The following is a 21,298-nucleotide window of genomic DNA, read 5'->3' on the forward strand; positions in this document are numbered from 1 at the left end:
ATGTTTCTTCTCCCCGGCCGGGGAGAAGAAACATGCCGTACTCGCTCGTCCCATATGCGACGTACTTTGGGCAGGCAGTCAAAAAAAGGGGCCGTCATTTCCGACGGCCCCAGCTCTGCGGTGGATGGGAGGGGATTTTGTTCAGTGCGCCGCGTCTGGCGGCGGCGCTGCCTTTGGTTTCTGAATCAACAGGGTCATGAAGATCAGGCTGCTGAACAGCAGCGTCAGCAGGAAGAACACATCCGCGAAGGCCAATATCCATGCCTGCTGCGAAACCATGCCGACCAGCTTCTTGATCGCGACGGAAGCACCGTCGAGCCCGTAGGAATCATAGTTCGCCCCGACATTGTTCAACCATTCCAGCGCCTGCGGGTTGGAATAGCTGACATGTTCGGCCAGCCGCACATAATGGTCATCGGTGCGCTGCGACAGCAGGGTATTGATGACAGCGAGACCGACCGCGCCGCCGAGGTTGCGGGTGAGGTTGAACAGGCCCGACGCATTGCGGATGCGGGCGGGCGGCAGCGTGCCGAGCGCGATGTTGTTGATCGGAACCATGCACATCATCAGCCCGAAACCGCGCAGGATCTGCGGGATCAGAAGCTCGTAGAAATCCCAGTCGGTCGTCACATAGGTCATGATCCAGGTGCCGCAACCGAAACTGATGAAGCCGATGGCCATCATCGCCCGCGGATCGAGCTTGGTCGAAACCTTGCCGGCGATCGGCGCAGTGAAGAACATGGCGAGACCGGAAACGAACATGGTCTCGCCGATCATCAGCGCATCGTAACCACGCACCCGGCCGAGATAGAGCGGGTAGAGATAGGTCAGCCCGTAAAGCCCGATACCCATGACGAAGGAAAACAGCGAGCCGATGGAGAAATTTCGGTCCGCGAAGGCGCGGATATCCACGACAGGGAAATCCACCTTGAAGGCACGCCAGAAAAACACCACCGCGCCAACGACCATCGCGACCGATCCAATCACGATATGCTCGTCGTTGAACCAGTCCTTGTTGTTGCCCTCTTCCAGCACATATTCCAGCGAGCCGAGGAAGACGCCCATGGAGATCAGCCCCCACCAGTCGAACTTCTTCCACAACGAGGTTTCAGGCTTGTCGAAATCGATCAGGCTCCAGGTCAGGATGGTGACGATGATGCCGGGAATGATGTTGACGAGGAACAACCAATGCCAGGAAAAGGCATTGGAAAGATAACCGCCGACGGTCGGGCCAATGGTGGGCGCAAGCGTGGCGACCAGACCGATGATCGGCGACACGATCGACCGCTTGGAAGGCGGAAAAATGGTGAAGGCCGCCGCAAAGACGGACGGGATCATGCCGCCGCCGATAAAGCCCTGGATCGCCCGGTAGACGATCATCTGGTCGATATTGGTCGCGGTGGCGCAGAGCGCGCTCGACAGGGTGAAACCGGCAGCGCAGGTGGCGAACAGCACGCGCGTGGACAGGATGCGCGCCAGCGTGCCCGACAGCGGGATCATGATGACCTCGGCGATCAGATAGGAGGTCTGCACCCAGGCGATCTCATCCGAACCCGCGCCGAGGCCAGCCTGGATTTCCGCAAGCGAAGCGGAGACGATCTGAATGTCGAGAATGGACATGAACATGCCGAAGACCATCGCAAAGAAAGCGATGAGCCTGCGTCTGTCCATCGGGGGATCGGCGGGGATTGACGCCCCGCCCGTTCCGACAACCGTAGCCGCCATGATCTTTTCCTCAACGACGCCTTACTTGGCTTGCGCTGTTTTCGTGTTTTCCGGCGCCGTGCGTGTGTCGACATCGACGACCACACTCAGGCCCGCGCGCAGATTGTGCTTTGCAAGGTCTTCCTTCGAGAAGACGATGCGCACCGGCACACGCTGGATGACCTTGGTGAAGTTGCCCGTGGCGTTTTCCGGCGGCAGCATCGAGAAGACCGAGCCGGAGCCGGGCGAGATCGACTGCACCGTGCCTTCGATGGTCGCCTCGTCGAAGGCATCCACATGGACGCGGACCTTAGAACCGGGCACCACGCGGGCCAGCTGCGTTTCCTTGAAGTTGGCGTCGATATAAAGCTCGTTCATCGGCACGAGCGAAGCAAGACGCTTGCCGACCGAGACCAGATCGCCCGTCTGCACCGCCAGATTGCCGATGACGCCGTCATAGGGCGCCTTCAGCACGGTGAAGGCCAGGTCGCGGGCGGCCTTGTCCTTCGAAAGCTGCAGCGAACGGATGGTGCTTTCGGCTTCCTCGCGCTGGGCGCGCAGAAGCTCGACATTGGCTTTCGCCGACGAGATAGCCGCCTCGCCCGCCACGACATTCGCCCTCGCCTGATCCAGCGCAACCTGGGCGCTGTCGGAAGCGGCAACCGTGCCGACATCCTTTGCCTGCAATTCGGTGGCGCGCTTCTGGGTGATTTCCGCGCCGCGAAGGGCCGCGTCGAGTGCACCCTTCTGGGCAACGGCCTGTTCCTGCGATGCCTCGCCGCCGACGATCTGCGCGTCGATGCGCTTCAGCGACAGTTCCTCGGTGCGGATCTGCGCTTCGGCCTGTTCGAGCGCGATGCGATAATCGCCGTCATCCAGCGTCACCAGCGGATCGCCCGCCTTGACTTCCTGGTTTTCGACAACGTTCACCCTGGCGATGTAACCCGAAACCTTCGGCGCGATGACCGCGATATCACCTTCTATATAGGCATCGTCCGTCGACACCATGAAACGGCCGTCGATCCACCAGTTGTAACCATACCAGCCGGCACCGGCGAGAAGGGCGAGGGCGAAGATCGGCAGCAGCGGCGAACGCTTCTTCGGCTTCGGCGGGGCGATTGTCTGGGCCGGGGCCTGGGACGGCGGTTGCGGCGGGGCTTCCACCGGCTTTGCCGGGGAGGTCTCGGCCTTGGCGGAGATATCCGCCTCTTCCGCATCGTTGACGGCGCGAACCGCGCTATTCTTCTGGGCCGACATGAGATTGTACCGTGATAGGTTGAAGAAAGTTTTTCGAACTGAACCGTTCGGTTCGATTGACATAATCGCTTTCCTGACACATATCAAGCGTTATCGAACTGATTGGTTCGACGTCTGGTTAATTTTTTTACGCCATTGCAGTGCTAAGAACCGGGAACGATGGCAGGTGACGACATGGATATGGAGACGGAAAACGAAACTGGCTGTCCGGGAAACCCCGCCGGGCGTTTTGCGGCGGGCGAAGACCCGGCCAAACGCGACCAGATTTTTGCCGGCGCCTGGCGCGTGTTCAAGCGCAAGGGCTTCGACGCCGCCAGCATGAACGACATCACCCGGGAAGCAGGCGTCTCCAAGGGCACGATCTATGTCTACTTCTCCAACAAGGAAGATCTGTTCGTTGCGCTCGTCGACCATCATCGCAACGAATTCGCCACCTCCATGCGCCATATTCTGGAGGGCACCGAGGAGGTACGTGAGGGGCTGGAACAGTTCGGCAAGGCTTTTGCCAACAAGATGATCTGTTCCGACATGATCCCCGCCATGCGTTCGGTGATCGGTGTCATCGATCGCATGCCGAAGCTGGCGCAGCGTTTCTTCCTCTCCGCGCCGAACAATGTGCGCACGGTGCTCTTGGATTTCATTGAACACCAGGTCAAGATCGGCCATCTGAAAGTGGACGACGCCGAGTTGGCCGCCCGGCAATTTATCGAGCTTTCCACCGGCACCTTCTTCAAACTGCGCCTGTTCGGAGAGCTTGACGGCCCTGTCCCGGACGAGGAACTGGATAGGGTGATCGCCAGCGCCGTCAAGGTATTCATGGCGGCTTACGGAACCGACAAGGCCTGAGATCATTCAGCAACGGGCGACCGGACCGGCAACGGAATGGCGCTCGATACGCGGTTTGCGCGAAATTTCGATGAAATCCTGTCAATCACAGGAGCCATCTCCTTGTTTCTCGCGTATTGCGCTATAAATTCCACCTACCGAATGTTTCGGGTGGCCTTGTTGCTGAAAGGAAAAATTTCCCGATGGAGTCCGTTCTCCCTCTTCTGTCCGACCCCGCCGCCTGGGTGGCGCTCGTCACCCTGATCGTCATGGAGGTCGTGCTCGGCATCGACAACCTTATCTTCATCTCGATCCTCACCAACAAGCTTCCGCCTGAACAGCGCGAAAAAGCCCGCAAGATCGGCATCGGGCTTGCCCTGATCATGCGCCTCGGCCTGCTCGGCACCGTCGCGTGGATCGTACAGCTCACCACGCCGGTCTTCGAAGTCTTCGGCCATGCCTTCTCCTGGAAGGACATGATCCTGATCGCCGGTGGCCTCTTCCTGATGTGGAAGGCCACCAAGGAAATCCACCACAATGTCGATCCCGAAGACCACAAGGAAGACATGGTGGGTGGCCCGGCGGCAATGAATTTCGGCGCGGCCATCGGCCAGATCCTGCTGCTCGACCTCGTCTTCTCGGTGGACAGCATCATCACCGCCGTCGGCATGACACCGCATCTGCCGATCATGATCGTCGCCGTGATCTTCGCCGTTGCCGTGATGCTTTTGGCCGCAACCCCGCTCGCCAACTTCATCGAGCGCAATCCGACCATCGTCATGCTGGCGCTCGCCTTCCTGATGATGATCGGCACGACGCTGATCGCCGAAGGCATGGGCTTCCACGTTCCCAAGGGCTACGTCTATGCCGCGATGGCTTTCTCCGCCCTGGTGGAGTTGCTGAACATGTTTGCGCGCAACGCAAGACAGCGCAAGAAGGCAGCGGCAGCCGGCAAGACGACGCATTGATATTGCCGAGAACTGTCATGTCCTGAATTGAGGCCCGCCACGAGGCGGGCCTTTTCCATATGCCGAACTCTTTTTCTTCGCCGGGAACCCTAGGCCACGCCCTGCGTTTAAATGCACCCTCACCGATACAGCCGGCGACGGCACATTTTTCTTCCTCGAAAGCAAACAGGCAGCATGACGACCGATCAGATCCTCGCCTTCACCGTGATCGCCGGCATGATGGTCGCGTTCATCTGGGACAGGTTCCGTTATGACGTCATCGCCTGTAGCGCCCTGCTGGTGGCGGTGGCGGTTGGTGTGGTGCCTTTCGACAAGGCTTTCTCCGGTTTTTCGGATGATATCGTCATCATCGTCGGCAGCGCGCTGATTGTCAGTTCGGCCGTCGCCCGCTCGGGGATTGTCGACATGACGATCAAGAAATATTTCCCCGACATGCACTCCAAAGGGTTGCAACTGGCCTTCCTGATGATCGTCGTCGCCATCATGTCGGCCTTCATCAAGAATATCGGCGCGCTCGCCATCATGATGCCGGTCGCTTTCCAGTTCGCCCGCAAATCCGGCAGCCCCGTTTCCTATTATCTGATGCCTATGGCCTTTGCCGCCCTGCTCGGCGGGCTGATGACGCAGATCGGCACGTCGCCCAACATCGTTGTTTCCAGGCTACGCGAGGAAATGACCGGGCAGAGCTTCTCGATGTTCGATTTCACCCCCGTAGGCGCCGGGCTGACGGTGATCGGCATCATCTTCCTGACGTTCGGTTACCGCCTGCTGCCGGTGCGCAACCGCCAGCAGGCGTCGATGGAGGATATTCTCGACCAGTCGGCCTATACCGCCGAAGCGACGTTGCCCGCCGACAGCACCTATGCGGACAGGCCGCTGCGCGAGCTTTTGAAACAGGCGGATGGCGACGTGATCGCCAGCACCCTGCTGCGCGGACCGCGACGCATCTCCCCCTTTCCCGATGTGAAACTGAAGCCCGGCGACACCATTCTGCTCGAGGGCAGCCCGGAGGGGCTTGACCGTATCGTCTCGCAGGCGAAGCTGCTGCTTTCCGGCAAGCCGCTGATGGAGAACGGCCAGAAAACCGTCGACCTGATCTCCATGGAAGCGGTGATCAGCAATGAATCGGTCCTGAGCGGCATCTCGGCGCGTGAGCTTTCATTGTCCTATACGCGCGGCGTCAATCTGATCGCGGTAAACCGCCGCGGCCAGCGCGTCAGCCAGAGGCTGAGCGACCTGACATTGCAGGCGGGCGACGTCATTCTGTTGCAAGGGAGCCGAAAGAACCTGCCGCAGGTGCTGCAGGAGTTTTCCCTGCTGCCATTGGCGCAGCGGGAAATCCTGCTTGGCGTCCAGCGCCGCGCGCTTTTGCCCGTCATCGTGCTCGCGGCCGCCATGATCGCCGCCGGCAGCGGGTTGGTGCCGGTTCCCGTCGCGTTTTTCGCCGCTGCCTTCCTGATGATCGTCGTCGGCGCGATCCCGCTGACAGAGGTCTATAAATCGATCGACGGGCCGATCCTCGTCATGCTTGCCGCCCTCATTCCCGTCAGCGACAGTCTTCGCACCAGCGGCGCCAGCGAACTGATCGCCGCCTGGCTCGGCCATGCGGCGCAAGGGTTGCCGCCTTTCGCGGCGCTCGGCATGATCCTTTTGACCGCCATGGCGGTGACGCCCTTCCTCAACAATGCTGCTACCGTGCTGGTCATGGCTCCCATCGCCGCCGGTTTTGCCACCGCGCTCGGCTTCCGGCCCGAAGCCTTCCTGATGGCGGTGGCGATCGGCGCCGGCTGCGATTTCCTCACCCCCATCGGTCACCAGTGCAACACGCTGGTCATGGGTCCGGGCGGTTACAGGTTCAGCGATTATCCGCGCCTCGGCCTGCCGCTGTCGATCATGATCGTCATCGCCAGCATTCCGATGCTGCTTTACGTCTGGCCTGTAGGCTGAGACCCCAAGCTCCTTATTTCCTTGACGCCTGCGGCATAATATGGCCTAAGCCGATGCCGAACGGGAATGTGCAAAAGCGCGCGTGATACGTGTCTTTCCGCATGATTTCTGACCGCATTCAAACGAAAACTTCGTGATATAAGGGCCAATTCGCCCCCATGTCACTGCCACGTCACGATGAGCAAAATTTCATGACTACTTCCGGCGTTCGCGTCCGCATCGCACCTTCCCCCACCGGCGAGCCGCATGTCGGCACCGCCTACATCGCGCTGTTCAACTATCTCTTTGCCAAGAAACACGGCGGCGAGTTCATCCTGCGCATCGAGGATACCGACGCCACCCGCTCGACGCTGGAATATGAGCAGAAGGTGCTGGAGGCTCTGCGCTGGACCGGCCTCACATGGTCGGAAGGCCCCGATGTCGGCGGCCCATACGGTCCCTATCGCCAGTCCGAGCGCAAGCCGATGTACTGGCCCTATGCCGAGGAGCTGCTGGAAAAAGGCCATGCCTTCCGCTGTTTCTGCACGCCCGAACGGCTTGAGCAGATGCGCGAGGCGCAGCGCGCGAGCGGCAAGCCGCCGAAATATGACGGCCTTTGCCTCCACCTGAAGGCCGAGGAAGTAACCACCCGCGTCGCCGCCGGCGAAGCCAACGTCGTGCGCATGAAGATCCCGACCGAAGGGTCGTGCGATTTCCATGACGGCGTTTATGGCGATGTCTCGATCCCGTGGGACTCGGTCGACATGCAGGTGCTGGTCAAGGCCGACGGCATGCCGACCTATCATATGGCAAACGTCATCGACGACCATCTGATGAAGATCACCCATGTGGCGCGCGGCGAGGAATGGCTGGCCTCGGTGCCGAAGCACATCCTGCTTTACCGTTATTTCGGCTGGGAGCAGCCAACGTTCATGCATCTTTCGCTGATGCGCAACGCCGACAAGTCGAAGCTTTCCAAGCGCAAGAACCCGACGTCGATCTCCTATTATTCCGCACTCGGCTACCTGCCGGAAGCGCTGATGAACTTCCTTGGCCTGTTCTTCATCCAGATCGGCGAGGGCGAAGAGCTGCTGACCATGGAAGAGCTGGCGGCGAAGTTCGACCCCGAAGCGCTTTCCAAGGCCGGCGCCATCTTCGACATCCAGAAGCTGGACTGGCTGAACGGCCGCTGGCTGCGTGAGAAGCTCACGCCGGAAGACTTCATTGCCCGCACGCTGGATTGGGCGATGGAAAATGCCCGTCTGACCGAAGGTCTGAAGCTGGCGCAGAGCCGCATTTCCAAGCTCGGCGAATTGCCGAACCTTGCCGGCTTCCTGCTTTCGAGCGACGTTGGCCTCACGCCTGCCTCGTTTGCGGGTCTCAAAAGCAAACCTGAGGAAATCCACGAGATCCTCACCACGGTTGCCACCGACCTTGAAAAAATGCCGGACTGGAATGTGGAAGCGATCGAGGCCGAGCTGCGCGACCTGGCCGAACGCACGGGCAAGAAGCTGCGCGTCGTGACCCCGCCGCTCTTCGTCGCCGTGTCCGGTTCCTCGCGCTCGCTGCCGCTGTTCGATAGCATGGCGCTGCTCGGCCGCTCCGTGGTGCGCCAGCGCCTGAAGATGGCGATTGCCGTTGTGGCGACGATGGTTGGCAGCGGAAGCTGATAGTTTAATGCTGGCGGCAACGGCAGCATCCTGAAAATACCCCTCTGCTTGGGGCACCCCCCTCTGCCCTGCCGGACATCTCACCCTCAAGGGAGGAGATCGACAAGTGGCTGACACCATGCCCATGGAACGGGCGGGCGCGGCATCCGATCTTCCCCCTTGAGGGGGAGATGCCCGGCAGGGCAGAGGGGGGTAAGCCCAGAGCGAAAAGGGTAACCGCAACGAACAAAGCCGCTAAAGGCGAACACAATGAACGACAAGACAACCGAAACCACCGCCCTTTCCTCCGACGCCACGGAAGTGCGCCGCCAGAAACTTGCGCTGCTGCGCGAGCAGATCGGCGACGTCTATCCGGCGCATTTCCACCGCACGCTGACCAATGCCGAGCTGGCGGAAAAATATGCCGATGTCGAGGCTGACGTCGAAACCGGCGATACGGTGACGGTGGCGGGCCGGGTTTATTCCTCGCGCAATTCCGGCATGTTCATGGATATCCATGACGCCTCGGGCAAGGTGCAGATCTTCTCCCACAAGGATACGACGCCGGAAGCGGCGCGCAACCTTCTGCCGATGATCGACATTGGCGACATCATCGGCGTGACCGGCAAGGTGCGCCGCACCAAGCGCGGCGAGCTGACGATCAACGCCGAAGAGATCACCATGCTCACCAAGTCGCTGCTGCCGATGCCGGAAAAGTGGCATGGCGTTTCCGATATCGAGCTGCGCTACCGCAAGCGCCATCTCGATATTCTGGCGAACGAGGACTCCAAGCTGCGCTTCCTGCAGCGCTCGAAGATTCTCTCCGGCATGCGCCGTTTCATGGAGGACGAAGGCTTCCTCGAAGTGGAAACGCCGATGTTGCAGACCGTCTATGGCGGTGCGACGGCCGATCCGTTCAAGACCTTCCACAACACGCTGAAAATGGACATGTATCTGCGCATCGCGCCGGAACTGTACCTGAAGCGCACGCTGGTATCCGGCCTTTCCGACAAGGTCTTCGAAATCAACCGCAACTTCCGCAACGAAGGCGTCTCCACAAGGCACAATCCTGAATTCACCATGATGGAGTGCTATTGGGCCTATGCCGACTACGAAGACATCATGGGTCTCGTGGAACGGCTGTTCGAGACGCTGGCGATTGCCCTTCACGGCACGACCGAGGTGGAGTTCCAGGGCCAGACGATCTCCTTCAAAGGTCCGTTCAAACGCGTACCGATGCCTGACGCGGTGAAGGAAGCGACCGGTATCGACTTCCTCGCCATCAAGACCGACGAAGAAGCCCGCGCTGCCGCCAAGGCCGCCGGTTTTGCCGTCGAGAAGGACTGGACCTGGGGCGAATGCCTTGCTTTCATCTTCGAGGAGAAGGTGGAAGGCACGCTGATCCAGCCGAGCCACGTCACGCATTTCCCGAAGGACATCTCGCCCTTCGCCAAGGAAGTGCCGGGTGAGCCGCGCCTCGTCGAGCGGTTCGAAAGCTATTGCAACGCCTGGGAAGTGGGCAACGCCTTCTCCGAACTCAACGATCCGGAAGAGCAGCGCCGCCGCATGGTGGAGCAGCTGGAACAGGCCCATGCCCGTGGCGAAAAGGACAAGCAGCTGGACGACGAGTTCCTCGATGCCATCGACCAGGGCATGCCGCCCGCCGGCGGCCTCGGCATCGGTGTCGACCGTCTGATCATGCTTTTGACCAACGCGCCGTCGATCCGCGACGTCATCCTCTTCCCGGCCCGCCGTAACAAGGCGGACTAAGCGGACGAAACCGCAAGGCGGCCTCACGGCCGCCTTCACTCTTTCGTCATGCTCAGAACGGAATTGGTTTCGATCATTCAATAGGCGCGATAGAACCGATCAGCGACCTATCTCGGTGGGCGACTGCGTTTCTTGCGTGCCTCTAGTGCTTCGCCTTGCCCGCACCCGGCTCTTCAGCCGGCGCACTCTCGGCAGGCGGTTCTTCCTCCGCCGCCTGCGCCGTCGTCGAGCCTTTTCCGAAGATCAGCGATTTCAGATAGGTCAGGCTAAAGATGCTGCCACCTTCGGCCTCGGGTGTCGAAGTCAGAAGCTCGTCGCCGGCGGGTTCGCCATGGGTCTCCGCACCGGTTCCGCCCTCGTTGGTTTCCGCCGGCGCCGCACCGTGTCCGCCGGTACCCTCGCCCTTGGTCTCGCCGTGACCCGCAGCGCCTTTCGCGGCCTTTCCATCGTGCCCTTCGGCCGCGGCATCCGAATCCAGGGGCGTGCAATCGGCCGCGTCGCTCAGGCTCGCGGCCATCGTTTCGGCATCTTCCAGCGGCAGATCAATGCGCAACCCGTAAAACTGGCCGCTGCCATTCGATGCGCCATCGTAATAATAGGCGGAGTAACGCTGGACATCGGCGCCTTCAGGGATTTTCGCAGGGTCTGGAATAAACACCACCTGGGCCGCGATGGCGCGGCCGCGCATTTCCGAGCGCAATTGCGGGCCGTTCCGGTCGAGAACGGAAACCTGCACCAGATCGGGCTTTTGTTTGTCGTAAACCGCTCGGGCAACGCGGAGCGCGGTTTTCAGCCGGTCCATGCCGTTGCCGCCGTCGGTGCGGATGAATTTGCGCACCCACAGGGAACCATTCTTGCGGATGTTGACCGTCTGGACCGCGTCGCATGAAAGCCCGTTGGCGGAGGCATGGGCAGACCCAAGCAGCCGCTCGCTGCCGATGAACACGGCAGCAGAACCGGTCGCACCCGCCAAAAGCAGGATCCCGCCTCCAATCATAACGAGTTTGCGAGAAAACCGCATTCGTCCGAATACAGCCTTCACGCGCAATATCCTGACATCAAGTACCCCGCCTATCGCCCTCACCCCGTTACGTGGCTCGAAGGATGAGGAACACACGGCGGGATAAGCTCGGGACGTCGCTGTCCGAGCCTTGTGATAGTGCCGCTTTCTCATTGAAAAAAGTTTAACCCCACCGGCACGGCACCGGCAAAAACGCACCATTTTCGGACATTTTCAAAATCAGCTAAATTGCGAATGATTTGCAATAGCGTTGACAAGTGTGATTCTATAACGGATGGTATTGCAAGTTAATCGCAACAGAATTCGGTGACAGACGTGAATCTTCATAAAATCCGCCATGCCCTCTTTGCTTTTTCGCTTTTCCTGCCCGCCGCTGCCGTTGCGCAAGAAAAACCGAAGGTGGTCACCACCTTCACGATCATCGCCGACATGGCGCGAAATGTGGCGGGTGACGCGGCCGAGGTGGAGAGCATCACCAAGCCGGGTGCTGAAATTCACAACTACCAGCCGACGCCGCGCGACATTCTCAAAGCCCGCAAGGCCGATCTGGTGCTGCGCAACGGTCTCAATCTGGAATTGTGGTTCGAGAAGTTCCTGGCCAATCTCTCCGGCGTGCCTGATGTGACTGTCAGCGACGGTATCGAGCCGATGGCGATCAATGGCGGAGCCTATCAGGGAAAACCCAACCCGCATGCCTGGATGTCACCCGATAACGCTTTGATCTATGTGGAAAATATCCGCAAGGGCCTCGCCGGGATAGACCCCGCCCATGCCGATGTCTACGCCGCCAACGCCAAGGCCTATTCGGACCAGATCAGGGCCACCGTGCAGCCCATCCGCGACGAGCTTTCCGCCCTTCCTGAAGACAAGCGCTGGTTGGTAACGAGCGAAGGCGCGTTTTCCTATCTCGCGCGCGATTTCGGGCTGAAGGAACTGTTCCTGTGGCCGGTCAATGCCGACAGCCAGGGAACGCCGCAACAGGTGCGCGGCGTGATCGACGCCATGCGCGAACACAATATCAAGGTCATCTTCAGCGAAAGCACGGTTTCTGCCGACCCGGCCAATCAGGTGGCCAAGGAGACGGGCGCGGCCTATGGCGGCATACTTTACGTGGATTCGCTGAGCGAGGCCGATGGCCCGGTTCCGACCTATCTCGATCTGCTGCGCGTGACGAGCAGCACGATCGCCAAAGGGCTGTCCTCATGAGAATGGGCAGCAAGAAAGCTGGCGGCGGCCTGACGGTTCAAAATGCGACAGTGACCTATCGCAATGGCCACACCGCGTTAAGAAATGCCAGCTTCTCAATTCCACGCGGAACGATCACCGCACTTGTCGGCGTCAATGGCGCCGGCAAGTCCACGATTTTCAAGGCGATCATGGGTTTCGTGCCTTTGGCCGCCGGTTCCGTCTCGATTTTCGACCTGCCGGTGAAGGATGCGCTCAGGAAAAACCTGGTCGCCTATGTGCCGCAGGCCGAGGAGGTGGACTGGAGTTTTCCCGTACTGGTTGAGGATGTCGTCATGATGGGCCGTTATGGCCACATGAACTTCCTGCGCATCCCCTCAAAGCGCGATCACCAGATGGTTGAGGAGGCGCTGAAACGCGTCAGCATGCTCGATTATCGCAAAAGGCAGATCGGCGAGCTTTCCGGCGGGCAGAAGAAACGGGTGTTTCTGGCCCGAGCGCTGGCGCAGGAGGGCCAGGTCATCCTGCTGGACGAGCCTTTCACCGGCGTCGACGTGACGACCGAGGAGCAGATCGTCGCGTTGCTGAAGGCATTGCGCGACGAGGGCCGCGTCATGCTGGTTTCCACCCATAATCTCGGCAGCGTGCCGGAATTCTGCGATCGCGCCGTATTCGTCAAGGGCACGGTGCTGGCATCCGGCAAAACGGCGGATACCTTTAACGAGGAGAACCTGCAAAAAGCCTTTGGCGGCAGCCTGCGCCACTTCGTTCTGGGCGGGACCGACCTGCATGATGATGCCGATCCGCGCCGGGTGAAGGTGATTACCGATGACGAGCGGCCCTTCGTGATCTACGGAAAGAACGGCCAGAACGGACACGATTCTGAGGCTGCGAAGGAAAAAGCCGATGATAAACAGCCTTCTTGAGCCCTTCACCTATGGCTACATGCTGAACGCCATCTGGGTCAGCGCGCTTGTCGGCGGTGTCTGCGGCTTTCTGTCCGCCTATCTGATGCTGAAAGGCTGGTCACTGATCGGCGACGCGCTCTCCCATGCCATCGTTCCCGGCGTCGCGGGCGCCTATATGCTCGGGCTGCCGTTTTCGCTCGGCGCCTTCCTCTCCGGCGGGCTTGCGGCCGGCTCCATGCTGTTCCTCAACCAGAAAACACGGCTCAAGGAAGACGCGATCATCGGTCTGATCTTCACCTCGTTTTTCGGGCTCGGACTATTCATGGCCTCGCTCTCCCCCACCTCGATCAATATCCAGACCATCGTTCTCGGCAATATTCTGGCGATCACCACCGAAGACACGATCCAGCTTGCCCTGATCGGCGGCATCAGCCTCGTCGTGCTGGCGCTGAAATGGCGCGACTTCATGGTGGTGTTCTTCGATGAAAACCACGCCCGCACCGTGGGGCTGAAACCGGAAGTGCTGAAAGTGATCTTCTTCACCCTGCTCGCAGCCTCCACGGTTGCGGCGCTTCAGACTGTCGGGGCCTTCCTGGTCGTCGCCATGGTGGTGACGCCGGGTGCGACCGCCTATCTCCTGACGGACCGTTTCGAGCGGCTGATCCTGATGAGCCTTTTGATCGGCGCAACGACCAGCTTCGTCGGCGCCTATCTCAGCTATTTCCTCGATGGCGCCACCGGCGGTGTTATCGTGGTGCTGCAAACGGCGATCTTCCTTGCCGCCTTCGTCTTCGCACCCAAACACGGGTTGCTCGCTTCCAGAGCCAAAGCCCGCAAGGCGCTCGGAGAAACGCCATGAGCGAATATCTCGAGCTTGCGATCCTGCCGTTTCAGCTGCCCTTCATGCAATATGCCTTCGTGATAACGCTGATGATCGCAATGCCGATGGCGATGCTCTCCTGTTTTCTGGTGCTGAAGGGCTGGTCGCTGATGGGTGACGCCGTTTCGCACGCCGTGCTGCCCGGCGTGGTGGTTGCCTATATTGCCGGAATTCCGCTTTCCATCGGCGCTTTCATCGCCGGCATGATCTGTGCGCTCGGCACCGGTTTCATCAAGGAAAACAGCCGCATCAAGGAAGACACGGTGCTCGGCATCGTCTTTTCCGGCATGTTCGGACTGGGGCTGGTGCTTTATGTGAAGGTGCAGAGCGACATGCATCTCGATCACATCCTCTTCGGCGACATGCTGGGCATCGCGCCGTCAGACATGCTGGAGACAGGGCTGATCGCTCTTTTCGCCACCCTGTTTCTCGGGGTCTTGCGCAAGGATCTGCTGGTCAATGCGTTTGATCCGCAACATGCGAAAGCCATCGGCCTGCCGGTGCGCGTCCTGCATTACGGTCTGCTGATGGTCCTGTCGCTTGTCGTGGTCGGCGCGTTGAAGGCCGTGGGCATCATTCTCTCGGTCGCCATGCTGGTCACCCCCGGCGCAATCGCCTTCCTGCTGACGCGGCGTTTTTCCGCCATGCTGATGGTCGCCATTGCCGTCGCGGTTCTCTCATCGCTTGCGGGCATATGGCTGAGCTTCCTGATCGACAGTGCGCCTGCCCCGACCATCGTGCTGTTCATGAGCCTCGCCTTCGTCGCGACCTTCATCCGCACCACCTTCAAGGCCCGGCAGATCGACGCGGCGAACGAAACGGGCGTCTGAAACAACGATTTTTGCAGGTGCGTGGAACATTTTTGCCTTTTGCGCGTCATTTTCATGAGCCTGTCGTCAAGCGGCAGGCTCATGAAATCAAGCAAAAGGGGAAGCTCCATGCTGAAATGGGCTCTTATTTTCTTTGTTATTTCTTTGATCGCGGGTGTATTCGGCTTTACCGGCATTTCGGCAGCGGCAGCGGGCGTGGCCCGAATCCTGTTCTTCATCGCCGTCGTGATCTTCCTGGTCTTCCTCGTGCTTGCACTGATGGCCGGAAGCGCGGTCGTCTGAATGAAAAAAGGCGACCGGCTTTGCAGCCGGTCGCCCTGTCCTCTCTCCCGTATCAATAATCAGCCTGTCCAGCCGCCGTCGATCACGTGAATCTGGCCGGTGGTGAAACCTGCCTCATCCGAAGCGAGATAGGTGACGAGCGCTGCAATTTCTTCCGGCGTGGCGATGCGGCCCATCGGCTGGCGGGCGATGAAATCGGCCAGCGCCTGTTCGTAATTGCCGGTGGCGCGTAGGCGGTCATGCAGCGACGGGCTGTCCACCGTGCCGGGGCAGATGGCGTTGCAGCGAATGCCCTTGGTGACGAAATCGGCAGCGATGGCCTTCGTCAGCCCCACTACGGCCGCCTTGGAGGCAGTATAGGCGAAACGGTTCGGCACGCCCTTCACGCTGGAAGCAACGGAGGACATGTTGACGATCGCGCCCTTGCCCTTTTCCAGCATGCCGGGCAGGAAGGCGCGGCAGGTGCGGTACATAGCCTTGGCATTGAGATCGAAGGAGAAATCCCAGTCCTTTTCCTCGCACTCGAGAATGCTGCCGGAATGAACGAAGCCGGCGCAGTTGAACAGCACGTCCGCATGACCGATATCGGCAGCAAAGGCCGTAACGCCCTCGCCATCCAGCACGTTCAGCACCCGCGTTTCCGCACCTTTCAGGGTGGAAAGCGCCTGCTCGTTGATATCGGTGGCGATGACGCGTGCGCCGAGCGATATGAACCGCTCCGCCGTCGCCCGGCCGATCCCCTGACCGGCCGCAGTGATGACCACCGTACGGCCGTTAAAATCCTGCACCATGAATAGCCTCCCGCTATGGCGCGCCCGTCGCTTGAGAAACGCACCGCTGAATTTCATTGATCTCAAATATGGATCGACAATTCATATGTAAACGGGGTATTCATCTAACGTCAAGCAGACTTGCGCAAAAGGGCGGCGTCGGGCAACGGTATTTCCAAACCGCATTTCGCGCCAGCCAATCCTGCAAAACGCCATCGAGGCCAGATGACCGAAGACGACAGCGAAAGATATCGCGCTCCCGCCCTCGATAAGGGTCTGGACATTCTCGAACTCCTGGCCCGCACCGATGGCGGGCTGACGCAGATCGAGATTGCCAAAGCCATCGGCAAGACCCCGAACGAGCTGTACCGCATGCTGGACCGGCTGGTGCGCCGCGGTTACGTTGAGCGGCTTGAGGGCGACCGGTTTTCGCTGACGCTGAAAATGTTCGGTCTTGCGCATTTCCACGCGCCGGTCCGCCGGCTGGTATCGTTCGCAGCACCCGTGATGCGCGATTTTTCCACAAGTGCCGAGCAGGCCTGTCACCTGGCCGTCTATGATCGTGGCAGCGTCGTTGTCATTGCCCAGCAGGAATCCTCCACCTATTGGGCCATGTCCATGCGGGTGGGCGCGCAGATGAGCCTGTTTCACACGGGATCCGGCCTTGTGCTGCTGGCTTTCCAGACAGAGGCGCAACGCGAGATCATGATCACCGAACAGGTGCACGGCGGCGGGGAAACAATGCCGGAAGGTCTTGCCGAGCGACTGGCGCAGGTGCGCAGACAGGGTTTTGAATCCATGGACAGCCTCCAGACTGCCGGCGTTCGCAACATATCCGCGCCGGTGCTGACGCTTGATGGTACCGCGCTTGCCGTCATCACCTGCCCCTACATCACGCCGCTCGGCAGCAAGGCTCCGACGCGCGAGGCATGCGAAGCCCTGATCCGCGATGCGGCAAAGCGCATTTCCGAAGTAGTAACGGGAAACGCAAACCTCTGAACGGAACGAAAAAACGCGACCGGCAGGGACCCGATCGCGTTTTGAGTGACTGGAGATTTACATCTCTTAAACGTAAGGGAACCGGGATGGTTCCCCTTTTTATTGTCAGGCGGCAGCCAGCGTCAGTTCCTTGCGGACCATTTCGCGCAGCGTCACCAGATCCTTGGCGAACAGGCGGATGCCTTCCGAGAGCTTCTCGGTCGCCATGGCGTCTTCGTTCATCGCCCAGCGGAACGCCTTTTCGTCAAGCGACTGCAGCGGCTCGGGCTTGGCGTTGTCGGGCGAAAGCTGGCGGACGAGCGTACCGGTGTCCTTGTCCAGCTCTTCCAGCAGCGCCGGGCTGATCGTCAGGCGATCGCAACCGGCAAGCGCCTCGATCTCGCCGACATTGCGGAAGGATGCACCCATGACGACGGTGCCGATGCCGTTGGCCTTGTAGTAATTATAGATGCTGCGCACCGACACGACGCCCGGATCGGTCTCGGCGGTGTATGTCTCGCCGGTCGACTTTTTGTACCAGTCGAGGATACGCCCGACGAAGGGCGAGATGAGGAAAGCCTTGGCTTCCGCGCAAGCGACGGCCTGTGCCTGCGAGAACAGCAGCGTCAGGTTGCAGTCGACGCCTTCGGACTGGAGAACCTCAGCCGCCTTGATGCCTTCCCAGGTGGAGGCAAGCTTGATGAGAATGCGCTCGCGCTCGATACCGCGATCCTTGTAGGCCGCGATGATGTGGCGCGCCTTGGTGATGGAGGCTTCCGTATCGAAGGAGAGGTCGGCATCGACTTCGGTCGACACGCGGCCGGGAACGAGACCGGCAAGGGCAGCACCTACGGAAATCGCGAGACGATCGGCAACGGCGGCGACGACGGCGTCGGACTGGCCGCCCTGCTTCTTGCCCCAGGAAACGGCTTCCTTCACCGCATCCGCAAAAGCGGGGGTGCCGAGCGCTTTCAGAACGATGGTGGGGTTGGTGGTGCAATCCACCGGCTTCAGGCGCGCAACAGCCTCGATGTCGCCGGTATCGGCAACGACCGTGGTGATGGCGCGAAGTTGTTCGAGTTTGGACGTCATAGCGAATGATCCTTCATCATCTCTAGTAAACTTGCTCAGTCGTCTTTTCGTTCCCGCACCATGGGTGCGCCCAAGGCCGAAATCACGGTTCTGTCCGGCTCCGACTATCGCAAGCGGCACGACCGAAAGTCAAGACATTTGCGCATCGCAATTGACATAAGTTTCACGCCTGCGATACTCGACCTTGCATTAAGAATGGCGGAAACAGTGGCAAAACTGAGAAGAGAAACCCATACGGCCTATTCGGAAGCGGCTTCGCTGAGGCTGCGTGCCGCATGGCTTTATTATAATCAGGGTATGACGCAGAAAGATGTCGCCGAGAAACTCGGCATCAGCCGCTCCACCGTCATCCGCCTGCTGGACGAGGCGATGAAACGCTCCGAAGTGCAGATCTGGATCAATGAAGGGATTGAGGATTTCGTCGAGCTGGCCGGTCGGCTGGAGGTGGCATATGGGCTGGACGAGGCGGTGATCATTCCCTCTCCGGACAAGGTGAGCGCCGAAGGCACGGCCAAGGCTGTGGGTCTGGCGCTCGGGCAATTCCTCTCCGAGGCGGTGCCGAACAACGCCACCATCGGCGTCGGCTGGGGCCGCACCATGACCGCCTCGCTTTCCAGCTTCCGCCCGCCGCGCCGGGAAAACTGCAAGGTCGTCTCGCTGCTCGGCGGTATCGTCGCCGTGCACCAGACCAACCCGCTCGATTACACCTGGCGGCTGGCAAGCGCGCTGGGCGCGGAATGTTACATGTTTCTCGCGCCCCTGCTGGTGGATTCAGTCGAGACAAAAAGGGCGCTGATCGAAAAATGCGGGCTGGCCACGCTTTACGATCTGGCCGAAACGCTGGACCTCGCCATCGTCTCCTGCGGCGATATCGGTCCGCATTCGACCTCGCTCTCGGAAGGCTTCATTTCGAAGGAAACACTTCAGGAACTCATCGATGCGGGCTGCGTCTGCGACACGATGTTCAACTTCATCGATGCGGAAGGCCGCTCCGTCGATCACCCGATCAATGAGCGCGCCATGGCGATTGATCTCGATACGCTGCGCAAGGCTAAACACATCGTTCTCGCCTCCGGCGGCGCCCACCGCGCCATCGCCATCCGCGCCACCATCAAACGCACCGGCTGCAACACGCTGATCACCGACGAGGCGGCGGCAAGGGCGCTGATGGAACTGGTTTAGATTTCCGGAGGCCATTCGCGGGCGGCGTGCTGAACGAACAGGATTTCAATCTGCCTATCTCTCACGCGATAGGCCACGATGTAAGGCAGACCGGAAACGACCAGCTCCCTCGTTCCTTCGATTTCGCCGTTACGGCCGAGATACGGATTAGCGGACAGAAGGCGCGCCGTCGTTTGATGGATTGTCCGAACGACCTTCGCCGCCGCACGCGGATTACGCTCCGCAATATAGTCGCCTATACCATCAAGTTCTTTGAGATAACGCGGCGTCCAGACCAACCGCACGCTTTTCAGGCCTTGGCGTATTTATTCAAAACGGCATCAATCTCTTCGTCGGAGACGAACTCTCCGGCATCTGCCTCAGCCAACCCTGCCCTGACACCGCTTGTCCATTTCTCCTGCCATGCCAGAGAACGACCATATGACAGCGCATCTTCTATGATGCGGCTGGGGGTCGTGTCCAAGCGCTCGGCCAGAAGGTCGATCCGTCGTTTCAGATCATCGGGAAGTTCGATTGTGCTCTTCATGGACAAAGAATAGCCGATCCTCAACAGATCGGCAAAGACAAAACCCCGTCAAACCTTCCCCGTTTCCCAGCCGAGCATCGCCCGCTTGCGGGTCAGGCCCCAGTGATAGCCCGTCAGCGCGCCGCTTTTGCCGACAGCGCGGTGGCAGGGGACGACGAAGGAGACCGGGTTGGCGCCGACCGCCGCACCGACGGCGCGGGAAGCCGTGGGCTGGCCGATATCGCAGGCGATGTGCGAATAGGTGACGGCGCGGCCCATGGGGATTTTCAAGAGGCTTTCCCACACCCTCACCTGAAAATCCGTGCCGAGCAGCACGACCCGCAGCGGCCTGTCCGCCGACCACAGGGACGGTTCGAAAATGCGTGCAGCATAAGGAGCGGTCGCTTCGCGGTCCTCGACATAATCCGCATTCGGCCAGCGTCCGGCCATGTCCTCGAAACAACCCCGTTCCTCGCCCGGATCGGCAAAGGCGCAGCCGGCAAGGCCGCGATCGGTCACCATGACCAGCGCAAGGCCGAAGGGCGAGGCGTGAAACCCGTAGCGGATCGTCAACCCGCCGCCCTTCGCCTTCCATTCGCCCGGCGACATGGCTTCATGGGTGACGAACAGATCGTGCAGGCGTCCCGGCCCCGACATGCCGACCTCGATCGAGGTCTCGAGCAGCGGCAAATCCTCTTCGCGCAACAGCCTCTTGGCGTGATCGAGCGTCACGGCCTGCAAGAAGGCCTTCGGCGAAAGGCCGGCCCAGCGGGTGAAGGTTTTCTGCAATTGCGTCGGCGACTGCCCGAGCCTTGCGGCGATGGCTTCGAGGGAGGGCTGATCGCGATAATCGAGTGTCAGCAGCTCTATGACGCCGCGCACCGTTTCGTAATCCGATCCGATGGGGGTGATGTCCTCGTTCAGCATGATATTGGCGTTCATCGCATTTCTCCTAACCGATACGACAGGACCACGAAAGCGCCTTTGTCTCCACCCGTTTCTTGCGTCGAATATCATTCTTCCGTCATACCGGCCTCCGAGCCGGAATGACGGATACTGCTTCACATCCGCCGCCTGACGGTCGCAAGCGCGCCGCCGAAGGCTTTGGCAAAGCTTTCACGGTCATCCGGGTTGAGGAACGACCCTATATCGGTCGCCTTCCCTTCGCCCGTCACATGCATGGAAACGATACCGATTTCCTCGTGCCGGCGCACCCGGAAACGCGCCCAGAAGGGGTTGAAGCGATGCTCCACCATGTGGCCAGCCGGAGAGAATTTGCGGATAGACAGGTTGGTGTGGGACACGCTGACTTCTTCCCGCGCTTTTGCCGCGCGGTAATTGGCGCGGAAGGCGATGTAGAGCAGCAGAAAATCCAGCCCCAAAAACAGGCCGACGGGCCATGCGCCGGTGGCGAGGAAAAAACCGCCATAGACGAGGCCGGCAAGGCCGACCAACACCAGAAGCAGCCGAAAACCCCTTCTTCCAAGCGAACGGTGCGGAACGAGTTCCGCCGCGAAAATCGGCTGGTCGTTGAGCGTATCCACGTTGATTTCCTCAGGGCGGGCT

21 protein-coding genes are annotated in these 21,298 nt (G+C 60.2%); 12 read left to right on the top strand and 9 right to left on the bottom strand.

What is annotated here, in order from left to right; all coding sequences use genetic code 11:
* Positions 1-141: 141 nt before the first annotated feature.
* The gene (locus RS75_RS22425) at positions 142-1,725 is read right to left on the bottom strand and encodes a DHA2 family efflux MFS transporter permease subunit (protein WP_045024619.1); all 1,584 of its coding nucleotides are present in this window, start codon (positions 1,723-1,725) and stop codon (positions 142-144) included.
* A 21-nt stretch (positions 1,726-1,746) separates the two neighbouring features.
* Positions 1,747-2,961 carry an HlyD family secretion protein gene (locus RS75_RS22430; protein ID WP_045024621.1) on the bottom strand — a complete coding sequence of 405 codons (1,215 nt, stop codon included), beginning with the start codon at positions 2,959-2,961 and terminating at the stop codon, positions 1,747-1,749.
* A 159-nt stretch (positions 2,962-3,120) separates the two neighbouring features.
* Here RS75_RS22430 and RS75_RS22435 point away from each other — a divergent pair, with 159 nt between their 5' ends.
* The 5 genes from RS75_RS22435 (at position 3,121) to lysS (ending at position 10,099) form a co-directional block, all read left to right on the top strand.
* The gene (locus tag RS75_RS22435; protein WP_045024623.1) at positions 3,121-3,807 is read left to right on the top strand and encodes a TetR/AcrR family transcriptional regulator; all 687 of its coding nucleotides are present in this window, start codon (positions 3,121-3,123) and stop codon (positions 3,805-3,807) included.
* Positions 3,808-3,989: 182 nt separating this feature from the next.
* Positions 3,990-4,754: a TerC family protein gene (locus tag RS75_RS22440; RefSeq protein ID WP_045024624.1), complete on the top strand. Its 765-nt coding sequence runs from the start codon at positions 3,990-3,992 to the stop codon at positions 4,752-4,754.
* A 174-nt stretch (positions 4,755-4,928) separates the two neighbouring features.
* Positions 4,929-6,701 carry an SLC13 family permease gene (locus RS75_RS22445; protein WP_045024626.1) on the top strand — a complete coding sequence of 591 codons (1,773 nt, stop codon included), beginning with the start codon at positions 4,929-4,931 and terminating at the stop codon, positions 6,699-6,701.
* Between the two features lie 191 nt (positions 6,702-6,892).
* Positions 6,893-8,350, top strand: a complete 1,458-nt coding sequence (gene gltX, locus RS75_RS22450) for a glutamate--tRNA ligase (protein WP_045024628.1) — start codon at positions 6,893-6,895, stop codon at positions 8,348-8,350.
* Positions 8,351-8,599: 249 nt separating this feature from the next.
* A complete protein-coding gene (lysS, locus tag RS75_RS22455) occupies positions 8,600-10,099 on the top strand; it encodes a lysine--tRNA ligase (protein WP_045024630.1) in 1,500 nt (499 codons plus the stop codon).
* Positions 10,100-10,241: 142 nt separating this feature from the next.
* Here the strand turns inward: lysS and RS75_RS22460 are convergent, their stop codons facing one another.
* Positions 10,242-11,120: a hypothetical protein gene (locus tag RS75_RS22460; RefSeq protein ID WP_045024631.1), complete on the bottom strand. Its 879-nt coding sequence runs from the start codon at positions 11,118-11,120 to the stop codon at positions 10,242-10,244.
* 315 nt (positions 11,121-11,435) lie between these two features.
* Between RS75_RS22460 and RS75_RS22465 the strand changes: the two genes are divergently transcribed.
* The 5 genes from RS75_RS22465 (at position 11,436) to RS75_RS22485 (ending at position 15,205) form a co-directional block, all read left to right on the top strand.
* Complete coding sequence (locus RS75_RS22465; RefSeq protein ID WP_045024653.1) at positions 11,436-12,326, top strand: metal ABC transporter substrate-binding protein; 891 nt, start codon at positions 11,436-11,438, stop codon at positions 12,324-12,326.
* Positions 12,323-13,231: a manganese/iron ABC transporter ATP-binding protein gene (locus tag RS75_RS22470; protein WP_045024632.1), complete on the top strand. Its 909-nt coding sequence runs from the start codon at positions 12,323-12,325 to the stop codon at positions 13,229-13,231. The genes RS75_RS22465 and RS75_RS22470 overlap by 4 nt, the downstream gene beginning before the upstream one ends.
* Positions 13,212-14,072 (top strand): metal ABC transporter permease, encoded by an 861-nt coding sequence (locus RS75_RS22475; RefSeq protein ID WP_045024633.1) that lies wholly within the window; start codon positions 13,212-13,214, stop codon positions 14,070-14,072. Before RS75_RS22470 ends, RS75_RS22475 begins: the two co-directional genes overlap by 20 nt.
* The gene (locus RS75_RS22480; protein ID WP_045024635.1) at positions 14,069-14,923 is read left to right on the top strand and encodes a metal ABC transporter permease; all 855 of its coding nucleotides are present in this window, start codon (positions 14,069-14,071) and stop codon (positions 14,921-14,923) included. Before RS75_RS22475 ends, RS75_RS22480 begins: the two co-directional genes overlap by 4 nt.
* Positions 14,924-15,031: 108 nt before the next feature.
* Entirely contained in the window at positions 15,032-15,205 is a 174-nt protein-coding gene (locus RS75_RS22485) for a DUF1328 domain-containing protein (RefSeq protein WP_003499086.1), read from the top strand.
* Between the two features lie 59 nt (positions 15,206-15,264).
* Here the strand turns inward: RS75_RS22485 and RS75_RS22490 are convergent, their stop codons facing one another.
* Positions 15,265-15,996 carry an SDR family oxidoreductase gene (locus RS75_RS22490; RefSeq protein WP_045024637.1) on the bottom strand — a complete coding sequence of 244 codons (732 nt, stop codon included), beginning with the start codon at positions 15,994-15,996 and terminating at the stop codon, positions 15,265-15,267.
* A 204-nt stretch (positions 15,997-16,200) separates the two neighbouring features.
* On the opposite strand from RS75_RS22490, the gene RS75_RS22495 reads away from it, so the two are divergent.
* Positions 16,201-16,974: an IclR family transcriptional regulator gene (locus tag RS75_RS22495; protein WP_045024655.1), complete on the top strand. Its 774-nt coding sequence runs from the start codon at positions 16,201-16,203 to the stop codon at positions 16,972-16,974.
* Between the two features lie 105 nt (positions 16,975-17,079).
* On the opposite strand, the gene tal is transcribed toward RS75_RS22495, so the two are convergent.
* On the bottom strand, positions 17,080-18,045 hold the full coding sequence (gene tal, locus RS75_RS22500) for a transaldolase (protein WP_045024639.1): 966 nt from the start codon (positions 18,043-18,045) through the stop codon (positions 17,080-17,082).
* Positions 18,046-18,240: 195 nt separating this feature from the next.
* Here tal and RS75_RS22505 point away from each other — a divergent pair, with 195 nt between their 5' ends.
* Entirely contained in the window at positions 18,241-19,227 is a 987-nt protein-coding gene (locus tag RS75_RS22505; RefSeq protein WP_045024657.1) for a sugar-binding transcriptional regulator, read from the top strand.
* Here RS75_RS22505 and RS75_RS22510 read toward each other — a convergent pair.
* The 4 genes from RS75_RS22510 to RS75_RS22525 all read right to left on the bottom strand — a co-directional run bounded on the left by RS75_RS22510 (position 19,224) and on the right by RS75_RS22525 (position 21,276).
* The gene (locus RS75_RS22510) at positions 19,224-19,511 is read right to left on the bottom strand and encodes a type II toxin-antitoxin system RelE/ParE family toxin (RefSeq protein ID WP_045024640.1); all 288 of its coding nucleotides are present in this window, start codon (positions 19,509-19,511) and stop codon (positions 19,224-19,226) included. The two genes, RS75_RS22505 and RS75_RS22510, sit on opposite strands and share 4 nt — an antisense overlap.
* Positions 19,512-19,516: 5 nt before the next feature.
* Positions 19,517-19,753: a CopG family ribbon-helix-helix protein gene (locus tag RS75_RS22515; RefSeq protein ID WP_045024641.1), complete on the bottom strand. Its 237-nt coding sequence runs from the start codon at positions 19,751-19,753 to the stop codon at positions 19,517-19,519.
* Between the two features lie 48 nt (positions 19,754-19,801).
* Positions 19,802-20,674: a methylated-DNA--[protein]-cysteine S-methyltransferase gene (locus RS75_RS22520; protein WP_045024642.1), complete on the bottom strand. Its 873-nt coding sequence runs from the start codon at positions 20,672-20,674 to the stop codon at positions 19,802-19,804.
* A gap of 119 nt (positions 20,675-20,793) precedes the next feature.
* The gene (locus RS75_RS22525; RefSeq protein WP_045024643.1) at positions 20,794-21,276 is read right to left on the bottom strand and encodes a DUF2244 domain-containing protein; all 483 of its coding nucleotides are present in this window, start codon (positions 21,274-21,276) and stop codon (positions 20,794-20,796) included.
* Positions 21,277-21,298: the final 22 nt, after the last annotated feature.

The sequence above is a fragment of the Rhizobium nepotum 39/7 genome, assembly GCF_000949865.1.
GTDB classification, from domain to species: Bacteria; Pseudomonadota; Alphaproteobacteria; order Rhizobiales; family Rhizobiaceae; genus Agrobacterium; species Agrobacterium nepotum.